This window comes from Citrobacter sp. Cpo045 (assembly GCF_030332875.1).
GTDB lineage: Bacteria > Pseudomonadota > Gammaproteobacteria > Enterobacterales > Enterobacteriaceae > Citrobacter > Citrobacter portucalensis.
This window is the reverse complement of the sequence record NZ_JAOWGZ010000086.1, coordinates 12036-30544: the sequence shown is the minus strand read 5'-3', so window position 1 is coordinate 30544 and position 18509 is coordinate 12036. Positions and strand designations below refer to the sequence as shown.

The following is an 18509-nucleotide window of genomic DNA, read 5'->3' as shown; positions in this document are numbered from 1 at the left end:
AATTAACGAAATTTCGCGGCACATCTACAGACTCCCTGCCATATTAACTACGCGTCCCCTGTCAGTTATGACGCGTAAGCCGGGAGTCTGTTATGAAGAAATTACGTCCATTTACAGAAGCCGACGTCACTGACGAGTCGGCTTTTTTTATGCAGCGTCGCCAGGTGCTGAAAGCATTAGGGATCAGCGCAGCCGCGTTGTCTTTACCCCACTCTGCGCAGGCTGACCTTCTGAGTTGGTTTAAGGGTAATGACCGCCCGCCCGCGCCCGCGGGAAAGCCGCTTGATTTCAGCAAGCCCGCCGCCTGGCAAAATTCGCTTCCTTTAACCCCAGCGGATAAAGTTTCTGGCTACAACAACTTCTATGAATTCGGTCTCGACAAAGCGGATCCGGCAGCCAACGCAGGTAGCCTGAAAACCGATCCGTGGACATTAAAAATCAGTGGTGAGGTCGCCAAACCACTCACTCTCGATCACGATACCTTGACCACCCGTTTCCCGCTGGAGCAACGGATTTACCGCATGCGCTGCGTGGAAGCCTGGTCAATGGTCGTGCCGTGGATTGGCTTTCCGTTACATAAACTGTTGGCGCAGGTAGAACCCACCAGCAATGCGAAGTATGTCGCGTTCGAAACGCTGTACGCTCCGGAAGAAATGCCAGGACAAAAAGATCGCTTTATTGGCGGCGGGCTGAAGTATCCCTATGTAGAAGGGTTGCGCCTGGATGAAGCGATGCACCCACTCACACTGCTTACCGTGGGGGTTTATGGTAAGGCCCTTCCGCCACAAAATGGCGCGCCCATTCGCTTAATTGTGCCGTGGAAATATGGATTTAAAGGCATTAAGTCGATCGTGAGTATCAAACTCACACGCGAACGCCCTCCGACAACCTGGAATCTGGCCGCGCCCAATGAATACGGGTTTTATGCCAACGTGAATCCGCATGTCGATCATCCCCGCTGGTCCCAGGCCACAGAGCGTTTTATTAGCGCTGGCGGTATTCTGGACGTACAGCGTCAGCCCACGCTGATGTTTAACGGCTATGCCGAAGAGGTTGCGTCACTGTATCGCGGACTCAATTTGCAGGAGAATTTTTAAGTGCGACTGACCGCAAAGCACATTACCGGGCTGAAAGTTTGCCTGCATCTTGCCGGTTTTTTGCCGTTTATCTGGCTATTTTGGGCGATATATCACGGCGGTCTGAGCGCCGATCCGGTCAAAGATATCCAGCACTTTACCGGTAGGACAGCTCTGAAATTCTTGCTGGCAACCTTGCTGGTCTCTCCACTCGCGCGCTACGCTAAACAGCCATTATTGATACGCACACGTCGTCTGTTAGGGCTATGGTGTTTCGCCTGGGCAACACTGCATTTAACCAGCTACGCGTTACTGGAACTGGGCATTAATAATCTGTCGTTGTTAGGGCGGGAATTAATTACGCGGCCTTATTTAACCTTGGGCATTGTCAGTTGGGTCATATTATTCGCCCTCACCTTAACGTCCACGCAGGCTGCACAGCGAAAGCTGGGTAAAAACTGGCAGTATTTGCATAACTTCGTCTATCTTGTGGCGATCCTGGCACCCATACATTATCTGTGGTCGGTAAAAATTATCTCCCCTCAACCGATTATTTATGCAGCGCTCGCTGCGGTGCTGTTAGCGTGCCGTTACAAGAAGTTTCGCCAGTGGTGGCGGTAGTTTCACGATATGTGCAGTGCGTTGCAAAACACGGACGATCCGATTTTCTTTACATGTTAACGGTTGATTATCTTCCCTGATAAGACCAGTATTTAGCTGCCAATTGCTACGAAATAGTTATAATGTGCGACTTTGCTATCCCCGGTAGCGTTTTTAAGGCGCTGAAAGGGTGACAATCGCATATTGAAGGTATATTTTGTCTTTTACCCGAAAATGGCAGAAGATAGCCGCACAATGACTAACAAGTCTGGCAATCTCACTTAATGGCAGCAGCACCCAGTGCAGCGCCTGAGATGCGTGGCATCTTGTCACTCACTGTTATAAAAATGCTATACAGACGGCGGTAAAACGCCTGTCACAATCTCACTAAACAAAGAGTACGGAACCCACTCATGGATATTCGTAAGATTAAAAAACTGATCGAGCTGGTTGAAGAATCAGGCATCTCCGAACTGGAAATTTCTGAAGGCGAAGAATCTGTACGCATCAGCCGTGCAGCGCCAGCTGCAAGTTTTCCGATGATGCAACAGGCTTATGCTGCACCAGTGATGCAGCAACCAGCTCTGTCTAACGCTGTCGCACAAACTGCCTCTCCAAGTATGGAAGCTCCGGCAGCAGCGGAAATCAGTGGTCACATCGTACGCTCCCCAATGGTTGGTACGTTCTACCGCACCCCGAGCCCGGATGCTAAAGCGTTCATCGAAATCGGACAGAAAGTGAATGCGGGCGATACCCTGTGCATCGTTGAAGCCATGAAAATGATGAACCAGATCGAAGCCGACAAATCCGGCGTAGTTAAAGCGATTCTGGTAGAAAGTGGTCAACCGGTAGAATTTGACGAGCCGCTGGTCGTCATCGAATAACGAGGCGAACATGTTGGATAAAATTGTTATCGCCAACCGCGGCGAGATTGCCCTGCGTATTCTTCGTGCCTGTAAAGAACTGGGCATCAAGACTGTCGCTGTGCATTCAAGTGCGGATCGCGATTTAAAACACGTATTGCTGGCGGATGAGACGGTCTGTATCGGCCCGGCTCCGTCCGTAAAAAGCTATCTGAACATCCCGGCTATCATCAGCGCCGCTGAAATCACCGGCGCGGTGGCAATTCACCCGGGCTATGGCTTCCTCTCTGAGAACGCCAACTTTGCTGAGCAGGTAGAGCGTTCTGGCTTTATCTTCATCGGCCCGAAAGCTGACACCATCCGCCTGATGGGCGACAAAGTGTCTGCAATCACCGCGATGAAGAAAGCGGGCGTACCGACCGTTCCTGGCTCTGACGGCCCGCTGGGCGATGACATGGACGCTAACCGCGCTCATGCTAAACGCATCGGCTACCCGGTTATCATCAAAGCCTCCGGCGGCGGCGGCGGTCGCGGTATGCGCGTCGTGCGCAGCGATGCCGAACTGGCACAATCCATCTCCATGACCAAAGCGGAAGCAAAAGCCGCTTTCAATAACGACATGGTCTACATGGAGAAATACCTGGAAAACCCACGCCACATTGAAATTCAGGTGCTGGCTGACGGTCAGGGTAACGCGATTTATCTGGCAGAACGTGACTGCTCCATGCAGCGTCGTCACCAGAAAGTTGTCGAAGAAGCACCAGCGCCGGGCATTACCCCGGAACTGCGTCGCTACATCGGCGAGCGTTGCGCCAAAGCCTGTGTTGATATCGGCTATCGCGGGGCGGGTACTTTCGAGTTCCTGTTCGAAAACGGCGAGTTCTACTTCATTGAGATGAACACCCGTATTCAGGTTGAACACCCGGTAACCGAAATGATCACCGGCGTTGATCTGATCAAAGAGCAGCTGCGCATCGCAGCGGGTCAACCGCTGTCCATCAAGCAGGACGAAGTTGTGGTTAAAGGCCATGCGGTAGAATGCCGTATCAACGCCGAAGACCCGAACACCTTCCTGCCAAGCCCGGGTAAAATCACGCGTTTCCACGCGCCGGGTGGCTTTGGTGTGCGTTGGGAGTCTCATATTTACGCAGGCTACACCGTACCTCCGTACTATGACTCAATGATCGGTAAGCTGATCTGCTATGGCGAAAACCGCGACGTCGCTATCGCCCGTATGAAAAACGCATTGCAGGAACTGATCATCGACGGTATCAAAACCAACGTTGACCTGCAGATCCGTATCATGAATGACGAGCACTTCCAGCACGGTGGAACCAATATCCACTACCTGGAGAAAAAACTCGGACTTCAGGAAAAGTAAGCGTGCGTTAACCGAAAAGGCCGGAAATTCCGGCCTTTTGTTTTTCTCCCCTCCCGCACGTGCCATAAGGTACAATCCCCGCTTTCTTTATCCACAAGGGACAAAAAATGGACGCTCGTTTTGTTCAGGCCCATAAAGAGGCGCGCTGGGCGCTGTGGCTAACCCTTTTATATCTGGTCACATGGTTAGTGGCCGCTTACTTACCAGATTCAACGCTGGGTTTTACCGGCTTACCGCACTGGTTCGAAATGGCCTGCCTGCTAACGCCGCTGGTTTTTATCGTGCTGTGCTGGGCGATGGTGAAGTTTATCTATCGCGACATTCCGTTGGAGGATGACGATGCAGCTTGAAGTTATTTTTCCGCTGGTCGCCTATCTTCTGGTGGTCTTCGGTCTCTCAGTTTATGCCATGCGCAAGAGATCGACCGGTACCTTCCTGAATGAATATTTCCTCGGCAGCCGCTCCATGGGCGGCGTCGTGTTAGCGATGACGCTAACGGCAACCTACATTAGCGCCAGCTCGTTTATTGGCGGTCCTGGTGCCGCTTACAAATACGGACTGGGATGGGTGCTGCTAGCGATGATCCAGTTGCCGGCCGTATGGCTCTCATTGGGGATTCTTGGTAAGAAATTCGCCATTCTGGCACGCCGTTATAATGCGGTTACCCTCAACGATATGCTATTTGCACGCTACCAGAGCCGCCTGCTGGTATGGCTGGCGAGCCTCAGCCTGTTGGTCGCGTTTGTCGGGGCAATGACCGTACAGTTTATTGGCGGCGCACGTTTGCTGGAAACCGCAGCGGGTATCCCCTACGAAACCGGTCTGCTGATTTTTGGCGTCAGCATCGCGTTATACACGGCGTTCGGCGGCTTTCGCGCCAGCGTGTTGAACGACACCATGCAGGGCATGGTGATGCTGATTGGTACTATCGTTTTGCTGGTCGGCGTTGTTCATGCTGCCGGTGGCCTCAGCAATGCGGTGGTAACCCTGCAGACTATCGATCCTAAACTGGTCTCGCCACAGGGCGCTGATGACATTTTGTCACCCACGTTTATGACCTCATTCTGGGTGCTGGTATGCTTTGGCGTGATTGGCCTGCCGCATACGGCGGTACGCTGTATCTCTTATAAAGACAGTAAAGCGGTACACCGCGGCATTATCATCGGCACCATCGTGGTGGCGATCCTGATGTTTGGTATGCATCTGGCGGGCGCCCTGGGACGGGCGGTAATCCCTGACCTGACGGTACCGGATCTGGTAATCCCTACGCTAATGGTCAAAGTCCTGCCGCCGGTCGCTGCCGGGATTTTCCTCGCCGCACCTATGGCCGCGATCATGTCGACGATCAATGCCCAATTGCTGCAAAGTTCCGCTACGATCATTAAGGATCTGTACCTGAACCTTCGCCCGGAACAGCTGGAAAACGAAACCCGGCTGAAACGCATGTCGGCAGTGATTACCCTACTGTTAGGCGCGTTACTGTTGCTGGCCGCCTGGAAACCGCCAGAGATGATTATCTGGCTGAATCTGCTGGCGTTTGGCGGGCTGGAAGCCGTCTTCCTGTGGCCGCTGGTGCTGGGCCTCTATTGGGAGCGGGCAAACGCGTCAGGCGCATTGAGCGCGATGATTGTCGGCGGCGTGCTTTATGCTCTACTCGCCACCTTTAACGTTCAGTTCCTGGGCTTCCACCCAATCGTGCCCTCGTTACTGATAAGCTTGCTGGCTTTCCTGATAGGCAACCGTTTCGGTTCCGCCGTCCCGCAAGCCGCCATATTGACTACTGATAAATAAAGAGTTTTGCCATGCCATGGATCCAACTGAAACTGAACACGACCGGTGCCAACGCTGAAGAGTTGAGCGATGCGCTGATGGAAGCGGGCTCCGTTTCCATTACTTTCCAGGATACGCATGATACGCCGGTATTTGAACCTCTGCCGGGCGAGACTCGCCTGTGGGGTGATACCGACGTTATCGGCTTGTTTGATGCAGAAACCGACATGAAAGAAGTAGTTGCTATCCTGGAACAGCATCCGCTGCTGGGTGAAGGCTTCGCGCATAAAATCGAACAGCTCGAAGACAAAGACTGGGAACGCGAATGGATGGATAACTTCCACCCGATGCGCTTTGGTGAACGTCTGTGGATTTGCCCAAGCTGGCGCGATGTCCCGGATGAGAATGCTGTCAACGTGATGCTGGACCCGGGTCTGGCGTTTGGTACAGGCACGCACCCCACTACCTCTCTGTGCCTGCAATGGCTGGACGGTCTTGATCTTAACGGCAAAACGGTTATCGACTTTGGCTGCGGCTCCGGCATTCTTGCCATTGCGGCACTGAAGCTGGGTGCGGCGAAAGCCATTGGCGTGGATATCGACCCGCAAGCGATTCAGGCCAGCCGTGATAACGCCCAGCGTAATGGTGTTTCTGAGCGTCTGGAGCTTTATCTGCCGAAAGACCAGCCAGAGGCGATGAAAGCCGACGTGGTGGTCGCCAACATCCTTGCTGGCCCATTACGTGAACTGGCTCCGTTAATCAGCGTACTGCCCATTGAGGGCGGTTTGCTGGGGCTTTCTGGTATTCTTGCCAGCCAGGCGGAAAGCGTCTGTGAAGCCTATGCCGATCTCTTTACGCTCGATCCGGTTATCGAGAAAGAAGAGTGGTGTCGCATTACCGGCCAGAAAAAATAATCCCTTCCGGCGTGGTTATCTGACCACGCCATTTTCAGACAATTGACCAGCATACCGACACTTTCCTCAGCGATATAATAATCAATTGATTTTGTTATTTTTTATATTGATTCTCGTTGAGTAAACGTATGCGTTTCAACTGTTTTACAACAACTTTGCTGGCAGCATGCATGATGCCACTGACCACGCTGGCCGTACCATGGGGATATACCGAAGAAAACGGCCCAGCACGGTGGGGAGAAATCAGCAAAGCGTATGCAACGTGCCAGACAGGCATAAACCAATCCCCCATAGACATCCAGACCACCACAACCAGTAAACTCGGTCTCCCCGCGCTGAACATGCAGTACGTCGATGGCCCAACTAGATTTCGGAGCATTAACCATACGTTGCAAGCAACGATGAGTAGCTACGCATCTAATTCTATTGAAATTGATGAAACGCTTTATTATTTAAAACAATTTGATTTTCATGCCCCGAGCGAACATACCCTCAACGGTAAAACCTATCCGCTGGAGCTGCAGCTGGTCCACAAAAATCAATCCGGAGACATCGCTATCGTGGCGGTTATGTTTGATATCGGCGAACCAAACCAGGCGATTCAAAATTTGTGGGAGTCCTTTCCAACCATGGAGGACAGCAGCATGGCCATCTTCTCGCCGGTCGATATCCACCAGCTTTTACCCGACAATAAAACCTACTGGCGCTACCGTGGTTCGTTAACAACGCCTCCCTGCACCGAAGGCGTCACCTGGACTATCCTGAAAACGCCTGTTGCTCTTTCTGCCGAACAGATGGATAAATTCCACTACATTGTTGGGCCAGCAAACAATCGCCCGCTGCAGCCGTTGAATGAACGCAAGATTACGGACAGCTATTCTGGGGATACCGAGATCCTGTACTAAAATGAGGTAGCGATCACACAATGACGAGGTAATTTGCTGATTAATTCAGCAGAATATCTTGTCAGTACCGTCTGCAGCTGAAGAAAAAATGAGAAGTTACGCAAAATTATATGTGTATATAAAATCGACACATTTTTATAATGCGATGATTTATATGATTAAATATTTTCATGCGTTCACATTTACGGCAATTCATTGATCCACCTCAGTGGATTGGTCAAAGTTTGGCCTTTCATCTCGTGCGAAAAATGCGTAATATACGCCGCCTTGCAGTCACAGTATGGTCATTTCTTAACTCATGCGCATCGGACAATACCAGCTCAGAAATCGCCTGATCGCAGCACCTATGGCTGGCATCACTGACAGACCATTCAGGACGCTGTGCTATGAGATGGGAGCAGGATTGACAGTATCCGAGATGATGTCTTCTAACCCGCAGGTTTGGGAAAGTGACAAGTCTCGTTTACGGATGGTGCACGTTGATGAGCCAGGAATTCGCACGGTGCAAATTGCCGGTAGCGACCCTGTTGAGATGGCCGATGCCGCACGTATTAACGTGGAAAGCGGCGCCCAGATTATTGATATCAATATGGGGTGTCCGGCTAAAAAAGTGAATCGCAAGCTCGCAGGTTCAGCCCTCTTGCAGTACCCGGATTTAGTGAAATCGATACTAACCGAGGTCGTCAATGCAGTGGACGTTCCTGTCACACTCAAGATTCGCACCGGCTGGGCTCCGGAACACCGTAACTGCGTAGAGATTGCCCAACTGGCTGAAGACTGTGGCATTCAGGCTCTGACCATTCATGGACGCACCCGCGCCTGTTTGTTCAATGGAGATGCTGAGTACGACAGTATTCGGGCAGTTAAGCAGAAAGTTTCCATTCCGATTATCGCGAATGGCGACATTACTGACCCGCATAAAGCCAGAGCTGTACTCGACTATACGGGGGCGGATGCCCTGATGATAGGACGTGCAGCTCAGGGAAGACCCTGGATCTTTCGGGAAATCCAGCATTATCTGGACACTGGGGAGCTGCTGCCCCCGCTGCCTCTGGCAGAGGTGAAGCGCTTGCTTTGTGCGCATATTCGGGAACTGCACGACTTTTATGGTCAGGCAAAAGGGTACCGAATTGCGCGTAAACACGTATCCTGGTATCTCCAGGAACACGCTCCGGATGACCAGTTTCGGCGCACATTCAACGCCATTGAAGATTCCAGCGAACAGCTGGCGGCGTTGGAGGCATACTTCGAAAATTTTGCGTAAACAGAAATAAAGAGCTGACAGAACTATGTTCGAACAACGCGTAAATTCTGACGTACTGACCGTTTCTACCGTTAACTCTCAGGACCAGGTAACTCAAAAGCCCCTGCGTGACTCGGTTAAACAGGCACTGAAGAACTATTTTGCTCAATTGAATGGTCAGGATGTGAATGATCTCTATGAGCTGGTACTGGCTGAAGTAGAACAGCCCCTGTTGGACATGGTGATGCAATACACCCGCGGTAACCAGACCCGTGCTGCCCTGATGATGGGCATCAACCGTGGTACGCTGCGTAAAAAACTGAAAAAATACGGCATGAACTAAAGTCAAGCTGTAACGGCATGAAATTAAAGGGGCTATTTCAGTCCCTTTACTTTTTGTTGCAACCGTACTGACAACCCTTATGGTGTTTGCGCGCCATCTATCATCATGCTTCGCTGCCTTACTGCTTGTTGCTGTCGTAGTTGCTGTATCACCTTCCGGGCTAATGCATCTTCATTCATACCAGGTTCTGCCTTCACGCTGATGTGGTACTGGTCGTTGCTATGCACCGTAGTGCCACCAGAGCGGTTGGCCAGTGCAGGTGACGGCAGGGCAGCACCAGAGGCAGTGGTTGCTGCTGGCTGCTGTACATCGTCGCGGAATGGTGCGGTAAAGAAATCTTTGGTTTTCTGCCACGCACCACCAGCAACATCAGACACGGCGTTTTTAAACTCCAGTGCCTTGTTGGTCAGGTTGCCGATGTTGTCAGACACCCACAGAATCTTATCAATCAGGAACGTGATCGGTGCGGTCACAAGCTCGATGCCAGCCGCCAGGGTCTTACCGAACGTCATCCCCATTTTACCGGCCTTATCCAGTTCCTCGCCACTGTACTTGACCGGCTCGGTCAATGACGTGAACCAGTTGAAAACCGTCTTAACCGCAGCACCCACACCATCAATGACAGGTTTCAGCGGCCCCATGCGTTCATAAAGGCGGCTCAGAGCGTCGCTAAGCGGTTCCAGCCCGGATTTGATGCCTTCACCCACTCCGCCAAAGAAAGCCTTCACACCAGCCCAATGGCGGTAAATCTGATAACCTGCCAGCGCCAGGCCAGCTACGGCAGCACCCACGCCAGTGGATATGAACGCCGCACCAACGGCACGAATGCCGGTAGCCACCGCAGGCAGGCCACGAGTGCTGGCCAGAACGGCAGATGCGTTCATGCGGGCAAACAGGCTGGACATCTGCAACACTCCACCTTTCAGGAAAGTGAAGCCGAACTGCGCCGCCAGGGTGGCCACACGCAGGGACGTGAGCGCCATCGCTGTGCCCACCACGGCTTTGGTCAGGCCAGGGTGTTCCGCCGCGAAGTTCGCCACAACAGTTGTGATGCGGCCAATGCCTTTGGCTGCGTCATTGACGGTCGGTAGCAGGACGGTGCCGATATTGTCAGCCACGTCAGCTGTGCGGTTACGAAGGATAACCATCTGCGCGTTGGTGGTGTTGACGGTGTTCTGGAATTCCTTCTGCACACTGCCTTTGGACATTTCGCCATTAGCCTGGTGCAACGCCTCGCCAAACTTGTCCATGTTGGCTGCCAGTTTGGAGATAGAACCAACGTGTTCCTGCCCGAAGATGGACACCAGGATGCCGGATTTCTTGTAATCTGGCAGCTTGTTCACCGTCTTCATGAAGTTTTCGATGGTCTTGACGCTATCCAGTTGCATGGATTTCGCCACTTCCTGCGCGGAATAACCCAATTCCTTGAACGCTTCGCGCGCAGATTTCGTGGATTTGCTGCCCAGCGTCATCTTGGAAACAAGCGCCTTCACTGACGTTGCAGCAGTGTCTGCGCTTTCACCCATAGAAATCAGCGTGGTGCCGATTGCTGCCATATCGTTGGCAGTGAGTTTGGCGAGGGAGGCGGAACCACCAACACGCTGTAGGAAGTCGATAAGCTCACCGCCTTTAACGGTGTTTTGGTCGTCCAGGTAATTAATAGCATCACCAAGGCGCACAAGCTCAGCTTGAGTAAGTCGATAAACATTCTGGATTTTGCCCATATTGTCTGCGACTTCTTCCGGGTTCAGTTCCAAGGCGCTGGCCAGTTTGGCCACGTTCCGGGTGAACCCCAGGATTTGGTCGCCAGCTACGCCCATGCGCAGCCCTGCTGTGGCCATGTCAAACAGGTCGTTTGTGGCCAGTGGAATTTCGTGCCCAAGGTCAGCAACGGCCTTGCGCATTTCCCAAAACTTCGCCGTCAGGTTGCCCGCTGCATCGCGTGCGCCGTCCAGTTGTTTGGCAATGCCAATGGCGTGCTGTTCACGATCGGCAGCAATCTTGATGGGTGCGGCAACGGCAGCGCCAGCCATAACGGTATCGATAATCTGCCCGCGTAGCTGTGCCTGCTTCGCCAGGTTTTCCGCACTGGCGCGTTGCACTCTGTTTAAACGCTCTTGCGCAGCGCGAAGGCGTTCCACCTGGCCGACAACAGCCTGGTAACGCTCTTTCATGCGCCCGACCATTGCACCATCCTGCGCATAACGCTTCATAGCGTCGTTAAGCTGGCGCTGTTCGCGCGACATGTGCTTAATCGCTGCGCCAATCTTTATGGTGGATTTCTCCACCGTACCAAACGCACCACGGAGGCTGCCGGAAACGGCACCCCCGATGGTGATTGTGGCGTTCAACTTCTTATTGGCCATAATAATTTGTCTCTGAAAGAATTAATTAAGTAGATTTTCTGCCAGGGTGTGTTCACCAGCAGCCCGCAGGGCGGCAGCAGCCAGTTGCAGGGCGCATTCGGTGCGATGTTTACGCTGTGCCTGCATTCCCTCCGCTGTTTCGCAAACCATAACTTTGGGCAGGACCATATCCACCAGTTCAGGCCAGGGGTTTGTTCCTTCCGGTTTTGTGTGAGTACGGTCCAGCATGGTGCCCCCTTATGCGGTTTTGCTTTCTGTTGGTTTGTCGTTGGCGGTGATGTCGCGCATCCCAAACGTGATACCTTTCCAGGACTTCATCGCGCCGCTAAGGTTCTTGAGCGCCAACTTTTGTGCGTCGGTCAGTTGGCTTGCGTTGTTCTTCGTCATCTTGTCGGCTACGCCGATGACGTTCAGAACGGCTTCATAAATGTTGTTGTTGGTTGCCATTCTTATGCGCTCCGCACCAGGATAGCGCCGCGCTTCACTGCCTGGCGCTTGGCCCGTTCACCGGAACTGATGCGGCTGGATGGTTGCCACTTCTTGCGTTCCAGGGTGGATGCGTGGCTTTCCGCTTCGTCACGCATGATGCGGCCCGCTTCATCGGTCATGTGTTCGAATGCGTTTAAACGGTTACGAAGATTTGCCAGCAGGTCGGCTGCTTCGTAGCTGATAGGGTTTTTCTCTGAAATGGTTTGGAAACGCTTTGTTTCGCTAAGGATCAAACGCGCTTCTTCTTTCATTGATTCGTACAGGTCGTGATTTTTCATAGTCTTGCCCGCTAAGAATGATGTGAGGGTTATTGTGGTTTTTCACCTCCAGGATGACCACCAACCTGGTTCCAGCATCCATCGTCTGAGGAACGATGAAGGTTAAATTTGGCCGGTTATTTGGGGCACAGGGAACCGGTGAAACCTGTATTCTTGGCCATTATTTGCCGTTCAGCCCGCTACTCAGAAACTTTTCAATCACCTGGCTGCGTGAAGGGCGGATACCTGTTCTGCGTTCCAGTTTGGCTTGCTCTCTTTCGACCTGGCGCACCAGGTCAGGGGCGAGGCGTACCGTTACGTGCTGGCGTGTTTCTTGTCGTTTCATGGCTTAGTACCTGTTCATCCAGCTTTCGCGCTTCTGTTTCGGGCGCTGCTCGCGGTAGTGACTGCGCACCAGGGAAGCGAGGTAATTCACGGCGCGTTCAATCTGGTACTGCTTAAGCTCCGGGTAAGCCTTGCGAATCCATTTTTCAGCAGCGTCATCGCTGTAGATGAATCCTGACCAGCCAACCGGCTGCACTACGATGCGCGGTGTGTTTTCATCACCGTGGCGCACATACATGGCCACACCTTCGATAGCTGCCAGGATTTCACCCGGCAGGGCAGCGCGCTCCGCTGCCGCTTTTTTGCTGCCCCACCACATGATCAAGCCTTCCAGAACATAGTTGAGTCAGGCACCAGTGCGGATGCGTTCACCCAAACCACCACTTCAACCGCACCATTCAGCACGCGTCTGGCGGTGACGCGAATTTCATCATCCAGGGCAACGGCTGCATTGCCGAAAGCGCCAATGATTGTGCTGAAAGTCTGGCCGCTGATTTCAGCGCGTACACCGTAGGCACGCAGAACGCCGTCTTGCAGTTCCAGGCCGGTGCAATCACCGCCAACAATGGCTTTAACTTCATCAAAGCGCAGGTTTTTGGCTGCAATCTTCTGTGCCACTGCTGTGAATGACGGGCTGGTAAGGTTTTCCGCTACGCTTTCCAGGTGGTTCAGCAGTACGAAGTCAGAAAGATCAGCTATGCCGCGCTCAATGGCGGTGTTGACCACTTCCAGCGTGGTATCGTCTGCGAAGTCGTGTTTCATCTGCTTGCGGCTAAGGGTGTAGCCAACGCCGTAAGCTGGTGCGTTGTTGTGGTTGAACGCTGATACCAGGTAAGGCAGGCCGCTCATGGTGATTTCTTCGCCGTCAGCCACTTTGGCGAACTTGCCAGGGCGGATGACAACGAAGCGGTCAGCCACTTCGCGGCCAGTCGTTGCGCCGGTTTTGCCGGTCGGTTGCGTGGTCATCGGGCCAGGAATGCGGATGATTTCAGCGCCTGCCTGTGCCACCAGTGAACGTTCAGCCAGCACAGCGTTGATGGTTGTCTGTTTGCCGCCTTTCGGGGATAAAACGTCATTCATGGACAGGTAGCGAACTGCTGCAGGTTCCACAGGGATGAATTGAGTAATTTCACCGTTGGCGTCAGTGCGAATGTGGCCGCCCTGGTGGTTCAACGCGTCGTTGATAAGTTGAGATAAAACGTTCATTAAAAATGCTCCGGTTGTTGTGCAATAAATCGCCTGGAATGACTTAAAGATATACAGTAACCAGACCGAACACAATAGCCACAATGTGAGCTTTTTAATGTAAAATCAGTAACTTATAACCCTGAATACTTGCAAATAACCCGGCATAATCCGGCGTAATCGATATTTACACATCTTTACAATTCAGCGTGTGTAAAACGTGTTCGCTTTATTTTGCAATCGCGCACGTATGGTGCCAGTGCTTTGATAGGATTCACATAAATGATTGATTTACTTGACGTAATCATAAAGTGAGTTTTGTAGGGGCACGCACAACGCGAATTACGCGGGACCAATGCCCCCGCCCTCCCGGTACGCCCTCAGGAGGACCCAGAATATTTTGGCAGCAGATGGCGATGACACCTAATGTCACCATGACGGCGTTATGTTGGAAAGGTGTCATTAGGTGTCATAGCGGGAAACACGCTGATTATTAAAGAAAAATACAAACAAGATACTGTAATGAATGACACCTGTGACACCATGACACCCATTTCTATAAAGTATAACGACCACTGTTACATTATTACAGTGGTCGTTATTTTCTTTAAAAATGCTGTCATAGGTGTCATAGGTGTCATTAGTAATGTCGCAACCCTTGCGGGTTATGGCTTGAGAACAATGACACCTACCATGACACCTTATAAATGAATGACACCTAGGCGTCACTTTGAAAATAAAAAAAGCCCCGGCATTCGCCAGGGTAATGGGCAACAACTGTTGTGATGTTATGATCGGATGAACGGCAAGATTTCAGCGGAATCCACTACCCTTATGCGGTAGCTGCATAGCAGGTTTTCACCCAACTTGGCCAGTTCCTGCTGCACCTCTGGCAGCCTATTGCGAGCATGGTCTACCGCTTCCTGTTCAGTGGCGAAACCCTCCATAATTTCGGTTTCGGTGTAGGTGCCGTGTTCCGGGTCAAAAGCAATGATATATGCGCGATAACTCATAGTATTACCTCAAAACTGGTGGTTAGGCCCATCAAAATAGCGATGGTCTTGCTGTCCAAAAACTTTCGGTGGCATTAGGTAAAAACGCCCTTTACTTGTTCTACGTGCATCCCTTCCTGTCAGTTTTCGCAGAATGTTACCGCACTGCGTTGCCTGGGATTTTGTTGGCCGATCCTGCCCAATAGACAACAGAACATCCGTTGCAGTCATTTCTATATATGCAGCCAGGCGATCACTGTTCCAATCAAAACGCGCCAATATCATTTCTTCAATCGGGTCAGTTTGCCCGTGCTGTTCGTTCACGACTTCCAGCATGGCTTCTTCATCACGGTCCAGCCACCAGCGTTCACCTGCTTCAAACCAGGAAAGAACTTCGGCCCATAATTGTTGTGTGTCTATGCCATGCTCGTAGTTAACGGCAGTTACAGGAATGGTCCACCAGCGAACGTTCCCGGTGTCATCGGCCAGGAAGTGTTTCGGGTTCACTGACGCAAAAAACACGGTGCGGCGCTGGTACTTCGATTCAAGCCGGTCATAAGGGCGGCGCAGGTCATCACGGTCCTGGCTGATAAATGCTTTGAGCTTGGCAATATCCGCCTTGCGAAACGTCGCATCCAATTCGCCTAGCTCAACAAGCCAGTGACTAATTGCGCTGGCCACGCTGTCTTTATTGCCGGGGTCAATAGTTGCTCCCACCTTAACCAGGTTGCGATTGTCAGGGGGCAGAAGCGCTTTAAACCATGCTGTTTTACCCAGTGACTGCTCGCCCTGGAAAACCAGCACGCCTTTGGACCAGAAACCCGCTTCTAAGTAAGCAGCCGCCACGGCAGACAGCAACCAACGACGCACCAGCATGGCCAGCAGATCGCGACTGTAGTCATCTGGCGTGCTGATAGTATTCAGCAGGTCTGCAAATCGGCTTCGTCCATCCCATTCACGTTGATTGATGAAATCCCTGACAGGATTATAAGTATTGCGCACAGCGATAGTTTTGATATGACCTTCAATATTACTCATTGGTAACCGGTTCAGTGCGGCGAGGCTTAAAATTTCACTCACAGCGCAGTTATCGCGAGCATCTGAACCGCCACTAACGCCAGGTACTAAAACCTCAACGTCCTTGCTAATCTCATTATATTTTGCAGAAATGCTGTAGTTATCTAATAGACGTTCAACATTAGGGCGTGTGTTTAAAGGCTGGCCATTGCTTCCAATATTTGGCCAGGTTGTCATTAATACAGGAGCCATATCGTGAATGTCTTTTACAGTTGCTGCGGCGGTTGCTCGTTCTTCTTTGCGCAGCATGCCCACCAGGCTTTCACCGCGTAGGGCGGCGTCTCTAAGCCTGTCCATGTTCCATTTTTCCGGTTCACGGTCAGTAATGCCTTTAAATAAACGGGCTTCCTTAACTCCAGCCACTGCCAGCTTGTCAGCAATAGTGCTGATTTGAAGTTGCTTAATATCACCAGCCAGATATACCCGCGCAGACCGGCGACCATCGTCGATAATTCGTAGATTATCTAAATCATCCAGTTGTCCTGGCCCAAGATAGACAGGAGGAGTAGTGTCACCGGCAACTTGTTTACCCATTCCTTCTTCCCAGCCCTTGGCATGGCTCCAAGCGTCAGAACCGGCAAAAATAATTGCTTCCGTAAAAGGGTCTTTAGGTAATAGCTTAACGTTAGGCGCGTTTCTCATATCGCACCCCGCGTTTTAACTCCAGATACATCGCCCATGATTCAGAATCGCTGATTCGAAACGGCACCAGGCTATCAGCCATAGCGGCGTGACGTGAAACAATAGTCCACGGGCGGTTTACACCTTCGCGAATGCATGCTTGCAACAATAATTGTGCTGCCGCCATACGCTGGGCGGTAAGTTCGCCAACGGTTAACTGGCGCTGTGGGTTACGCAACAGGCTGTTATAGCGACTGATAGCCTGATTTACGGTTGTTTTCTTCATAAGCCACCTCAGCGCTGTACTGGCTGGCGGCTTTCAAGCCACGCCATAACATCTTTGCGCCGCCAGGCCACGCGTTTTGGCCCTAATTTTATGCAATTAGGAAACGTGCCAGCCTGGATATAGCGCCAGATAGTCATGCGGGATAATGTTGTTAGTGTTGTGACTTGCTTAGCAGTCAGTAATTCCATCTTACGGCCCTCAAAACATGGCCGGTGGATATGTGGTCTGTAATGATTTATGATTATGTTGCGTTAACAAAGAACGCGACCATTACAGCCTTCACCGGCTTTTTGGTATTAAGGGGTTCGGTTTTCTGTTTGGCGACGTGAACCGATCCCCGCCTTATTCAAGCCCTCAGTTCTGCTGGGGGCTTTTTATTACTACATGACAATAATACTCAAATTGTATCAGCAGTAAATACCCTTTAAATTCATAAACTTAACTGCAAATAACGCTACATAACTCTATATAATCATCAATTTTTAATTATCTGATTTTAAAAGGTTTATTTTTTCTAAATATTTTATCCATTTGTCCAAGGCTAACCGTTTTTCCGGGATGTACTGGCTACGGTTGTACACCGCCATCACTCCTGGCATTGAGTGGCCCAGCAACTGTTCAACCACATGCGGGGCTATCCCCAAGTTATTTAGACTGGTGGCAAAAGTGCGGCGCAGGTCATGCAACGTCCACGGCGTTGAATGCTCTAATCGTCTGTATAAGATACGCCCCCACTGGCTGACAGCTTCGGGTTTCTTCATTTCACCAAGCAGCATTCCGCTATCAAGATGATTTTGGCGTAGCTGTAAAATAAATGGCTGTATAGATTCAGGCACGGGTCTGATGATTTTCTCCCCACCCTTGCTATGTTCTCGCGGAACTGTCCAAATCCATTCTTTCACGTTCCATTCCGACCATGTCGAAAGACGAATTTCTTGTGTTCTTGCACCAAACACTATTAGCAATTTTAAAAGCGCGGTGTAGTAAGGTAGAAACGCATATTCGCTTTTTAGCGCATTCCAAAGGCCACTAAGTTCTTCAGAAGTTAAAACACGATCACGTTTTGACTGCTTTCTTCCAACATCAGTAACTTTGATATCCTCCAGCGCATCACTGTAAACATCGTGCAGCCTGCGGTTGTGAATCAACGCCTGCTTGCAGTTACCTAATATGTAGCCGCTTGCTACCGGCGCGACTTTTTTGATTCTGCTAAATGTCTCCATCCATCTTGCTTTAGAGCACTGTTCAAGTGGCAATTCGCCGATGAAAGGATAAATATGTCTTTCGAATTGGCGTCTATGCCTTTCAAAGTTGACCCGGTTTTCCGCCGCGTACTCATTAATCCAGCGTTCCAATGCTTCCCTGATAGTGACAGGTTTCATGGTTTTTGCTGACTCTTGGTCAAACTGGTCTTTAGGATCTAGATTATGAGCAAGCCACCGTTTGCATTGGTCGCGTTTCACCCTCGCCTCAGCAAGAGATAAGGCAGGATACTTGCCCAGCACTAGCGTCAAAGTATTGGCGCTTTTATGCTTATTCTTATAACGGAACAACCATTGGATGTTATTGGCCGGTCTCTTCTCGCCATCAAGGATTTTGCGCCTTGATGGTGTAACGCGAACAGAAAGGCTGCCACCGTCAGCAACATCAAAAGGTTTTTCGATGACTTTGCGGGTTAACGCACGCAATTGAACATCTGAGAGTTTATTTTCGGCCATAGAGTTAATGACAACCTTTTTGACAACTGTATGCAGGGAGTAACTGATAACTGATGATACAATGCGAGCCAATAAAAA

General features: G+C 51.2%; 22 protein-coding genes. 10 read left to right on the top strand and 12 right to left on the bottom strand.

Going from position 1 to position 18509, the window contains the following annotated elements:
- Positions 1-92: 92 nt before the first annotated feature.
- From msrP to fis, 10 genes are all read left to right on the top strand, one after another.
- Entirely contained in the window at positions 93-1097 is a 1005-nt protein-coding gene (msrP, locus tag OGY13_RS06720) for a protein-methionine-sulfoxide reductase catalytic subunit MsrP (protein WP_213752418.1), read from the top strand.
- Positions 1098-1697: a protein-methionine-sulfoxide reductase heme-binding subunit MsrQ gene (gene msrQ, locus OGY13_RS06715; RefSeq protein WP_060683118.1), complete on the top strand. Its 600-nt coding sequence runs from the start codon at positions 1098-1100 to the stop codon at positions 1695-1697.
- 392 nt (positions 1698-2089) lie between these two features.
- Positions 2090-2560 carry an acetyl-CoA carboxylase biotin carboxyl carrier protein gene (gene accB / locus OGY13_RS06710; protein WP_003025210.1) on the top strand — a complete coding sequence of 157 codons (471 nt, stop codon included), beginning with the start codon at positions 2090-2092 and terminating at the stop codon, positions 2558-2560.
- Between the two features lie 10 nt (positions 2561-2570).
- Positions 2571-3920, top strand: a complete 1350-nt coding sequence (accC, locus tag OGY13_RS06705) for an acetyl-CoA carboxylase biotin carboxylase subunit (protein WP_003828838.1) — start codon at positions 2571-2573, stop codon at positions 3918-3920.
- Positions 3921-4027: 107 nt separating this feature from the next.
- Entirely contained in the window at positions 4028-4270 is a 243-nt protein-coding gene (locus OGY13_RS06700) for a YhdT family protein (protein WP_003828839.1), read from the top strand.
- Entirely contained in the window at positions 4260-5711 is a 1452-nt protein-coding gene (panF, locus tag OGY13_RS06695) for a sodium/pantothenate symporter (RefSeq protein ID WP_020996361.1), read from the top strand. Before OGY13_RS06700 ends, panF begins: the two co-directional genes overlap by 11 nt.
- Before the next feature lie 11 nt (positions 5712-5722).
- Positions 5723-6604 (top strand): 50S ribosomal protein L11 methyltransferase, encoded by an 882-nt coding sequence (gene prmA, locus OGY13_RS06690; protein WP_213752417.1) that lies wholly within the window; start codon positions 5723-5725, stop codon positions 6602-6604.
- A gap of 170 nt (positions 6605-6774) precedes the next feature.
- Positions 6775-7509, top strand: coding sequence for a carbonic anhydrase (locus tag OGY13_RS06685; protein ID WP_223849040.1), 735 nt, complete (start codon positions 6775-6777; stop codon positions 7507-7509).
- A 298-nt stretch (positions 7510-7807) separates the two neighbouring features.
- Entirely contained in the window at positions 7808-8773 is a 966-nt protein-coding gene (gene dusB / locus OGY13_RS06680) for a tRNA dihydrouridine synthase DusB (RefSeq protein WP_008785970.1), read from the top strand.
- 25 nt (positions 8774-8798) lie between these two features.
- Complete coding sequence (gene fis / locus OGY13_RS06675; protein WP_000462905.1) at positions 8799-9095, top strand: DNA-binding transcriptional regulator Fis; 297 nt, start codon at positions 8799-8801, stop codon at positions 9093-9095.
- A gap of 77 nt (positions 9096-9172) precedes the next feature.
- On the opposite strand, the gene OGY13_RS06670 is transcribed toward fis, so the two are convergent.
- From OGY13_RS06670 to OGY13_RS06615, 12 genes are all read right to left on the bottom strand, one after another.
- Positions 9173-11461: a phage tail tape measure protein gene (locus OGY13_RS06670; RefSeq protein ID WP_001284540.1), complete on the bottom strand. Its 2289-nt coding sequence runs from the start codon at positions 11459-11461 to the stop codon at positions 9173-9175.
- Positions 11462-11482: 21 nt separating this feature from the next.
- Complete coding sequence (locus tag OGY13_RS06665) at positions 11483-11689, bottom strand: hypothetical protein (RefSeq protein WP_213752416.1); 207 nt, start codon at positions 11687-11689, stop codon at positions 11483-11485.
- A 9-nt stretch (positions 11690-11698) separates the two neighbouring features.
- A complete protein-coding gene (locus OGY13_RS06660) occupies positions 11699-11908 on the bottom strand; it encodes a hypothetical protein (RefSeq protein ID WP_000224730.1) in 210 nt (69 codons plus the stop codon).
- Between the two features lie 2 nt (positions 11909-11910).
- Positions 11911-12228, bottom strand: coding sequence for a hypothetical protein (locus tag OGY13_RS06655; RefSeq protein ID WP_000788502.1), 318 nt, complete (start codon positions 12226-12228; stop codon positions 11911-11913).
- Between the two features lie 160 nt (positions 12229-12388).
- On the bottom strand, positions 12389-12553 hold the full coding sequence (locus OGY13_RS06650) for a hypothetical protein (RefSeq protein WP_000828579.1): 165 nt from the start codon (positions 12551-12553) through the stop codon (positions 12389-12391).
- 3 nt (positions 12554-12556) lie between these two features.
- Entirely contained in the window at positions 12557-12871 is a 315-nt protein-coding gene (locus OGY13_RS06645) for a hypothetical protein (RefSeq protein WP_000270230.1), read from the bottom strand.
- Positions 12872-12873: 2 nt separating this feature from the next.
- A complete protein-coding gene (locus OGY13_RS06640; RefSeq protein WP_213752415.1) occupies positions 12874-13758 on the bottom strand; it encodes a hypothetical protein in 885 nt (294 codons plus the stop codon).
- A 767-nt stretch (positions 13759-14525) separates the two neighbouring features.
- Positions 14526-14750 carry a hypothetical protein gene (locus OGY13_RS06635; RefSeq protein WP_000122089.1) on the bottom strand — a complete coding sequence of 75 codons (225 nt, stop codon included), beginning with the start codon at positions 14748-14750 and terminating at the stop codon, positions 14526-14528.
- Positions 14751-14759: 9 nt separating this feature from the next.
- Positions 14760-16448 (bottom strand): VapE domain-containing protein, encoded by a 1689-nt coding sequence (locus OGY13_RS06630; protein ID WP_286637571.1) that lies wholly within the window; start codon positions 16446-16448, stop codon positions 14760-14762.
- Entirely contained in the window at positions 16432-16713 is a 282-nt protein-coding gene (locus OGY13_RS06625; protein ID WP_000754198.1) for a hypothetical protein, read from the bottom strand. Before OGY13_RS06625 ends, OGY13_RS06630 begins: the two co-directional genes overlap by 17 nt.
- Before the next feature lie 8 nt (positions 16714-16721).
- Entirely contained in the window at positions 16722-16901 is a 180-nt protein-coding gene (locus OGY13_RS06620; protein ID WP_001439227.1) for a helix-turn-helix transcriptional regulator, read from the bottom strand.
- Between the two features lie 294 nt (positions 16902-17195).
- Positions 17196-18431 (bottom strand): tyrosine-type recombinase/integrase, encoded by a 1236-nt coding sequence (locus tag OGY13_RS06615; RefSeq protein ID WP_001460096.1) that lies wholly within the window; start codon positions 18429-18431, stop codon positions 17196-17198.
- Positions 18432-18509: the final 78 nt, after the last annotated feature.

What these genes read in the sequence shown, in the direction of transcription:
- accC (WP_003828838.1), top strand. Translation starts at nt 2,571, where the DNA reads ATGTTGGATAAAATTGTTATCGCCAACCGCGGCGAGATTGCCCTGCGT.
- prmA (WP_213752417.1), top strand. Translation starts at nt 5,723, where the DNA reads ATGCCATGGATCCAACTGAAACTGAACACGACCGGTGCCAACGCTGAA.
- OGY13_RS06635 (WP_000122089.1), bottom strand. Translation starts at nt 14,750, where the DNA reads ATGAGTTATCGCGCATATATCATTGCTTTTGACCCGGAACACGGCACC.
- OGY13_RS06630 (WP_286637571.1), bottom strand. Translation starts at nt 16,448, where the DNA reads ATGAGAAACGCGCCTAACGTTAAGCTATTACCTAAAGACCCTTTTACG.
- OGY13_RS06620 (WP_001439227.1), bottom strand. Translation starts at nt 16,901, where the DNA reads ATGGAATTACTGACTGCTAAGCAAGTCACAACACTAACAACATTATCC.
- panF (WP_020996361.1), top strand. Translation starts at nt 4,260, where the DNA reads ATGCAGCTTGAAGTTATTTTTCCGCTGGTCGCCTATCTTCTGGTGGTC.
- accB (WP_003025210.1), top strand. Translation starts at nt 2,090, where the DNA reads ATGGATATTCGTAAGATTAAAAAACTGATCGAGCTGGTTGAAGAATCA.
- OGY13_RS06700 (WP_003828839.1), top strand. Translation starts at nt 4,028, where the DNA reads ATGGACGCTCGTTTTGTTCAGGCCCATAAAGAGGCGCGCTGGGCGCTG.
- OGY13_RS06665 (WP_213752416.1), bottom strand. Translation starts at nt 11,689, where the DNA reads ATGCTGGACCGTACTCACACAAAACCGGAAGGAACAAACCCCTGGCCT.
- OGY13_RS06650 (WP_000828579.1), bottom strand. Translation starts at nt 12,553, where the DNA reads ATGAAACGACAAGAAACACGCCAGCACGTAACGGTACGCCTCGCCCCT.
- OGY13_RS06660 (WP_000224730.1), bottom strand. Translation starts at nt 11,908, where the DNA reads ATGGCAACCAACAACAACATTTATGAAGCCGTTCTGAACGTCATCGGC.
- OGY13_RS06645 (WP_000270230.1), bottom strand. Translation starts at nt 12,871, where the DNA reads ATGTGGTGGGGCAGCAAAAAAGCGGCAGCGGAGCGCGCTGCCCTGCCG.
- OGY13_RS06640 (WP_213752415.1), bottom strand. Translation starts at nt 13,758, where the DNA reads ATGAACGTTTTATCTCAACTTATCAACGACGCGTTGAACCACCAGGGC.
- OGY13_RS06655 (WP_000788502.1), bottom strand. Translation starts at nt 12,228, where the DNA reads ATGAAAAATCACGACCTGTACGAATCAATGAAAGAAGAAGCGCGTTTG.
- OGY13_RS06615 (WP_001460096.1), bottom strand. Translation starts at nt 18,431, where the DNA reads ATGGCCGAAAATAAACTCTCAGATGTTCAATTGCGTGCGTTAACCCGC.
- OGY13_RS06625 (WP_000754198.1), bottom strand. Translation starts at nt 16,713, where the DNA reads ATGAAGAAAACAACCGTAAATCAGGCTATCAGTCGCTATAACAGCCTG.
- OGY13_RS06670 (WP_001284540.1), bottom strand. Translation starts at nt 11,461, where the DNA reads ATGGCCAATAAGAAGTTGAACGCCACAATCACCATCGGGGGTGCCGTT.
- fis (WP_000462905.1), top strand. Translation starts at nt 8,799, where the DNA reads ATGTTCGAACAACGCGTAAATTCTGACGTACTGACCGTTTCTACCGTT.
- msrP (WP_213752418.1), top strand. Translation starts at nt 93, where the DNA reads ATGAAGAAATTACGTCCATTTACAGAAGCCGACGTCACTGACGAGTCG.
- OGY13_RS06685 (WP_223849040.1), top strand. Translation starts at nt 6,775, where the DNA reads ATGATGCCACTGACCACGCTGGCCGTACCATGGGGATATACCGAAGAA.
- dusB (WP_008785970.1), top strand. Translation starts at nt 7,808, where the DNA reads ATGCGCATCGGACAATACCAGCTCAGAAATCGCCTGATCGCAGCACCT.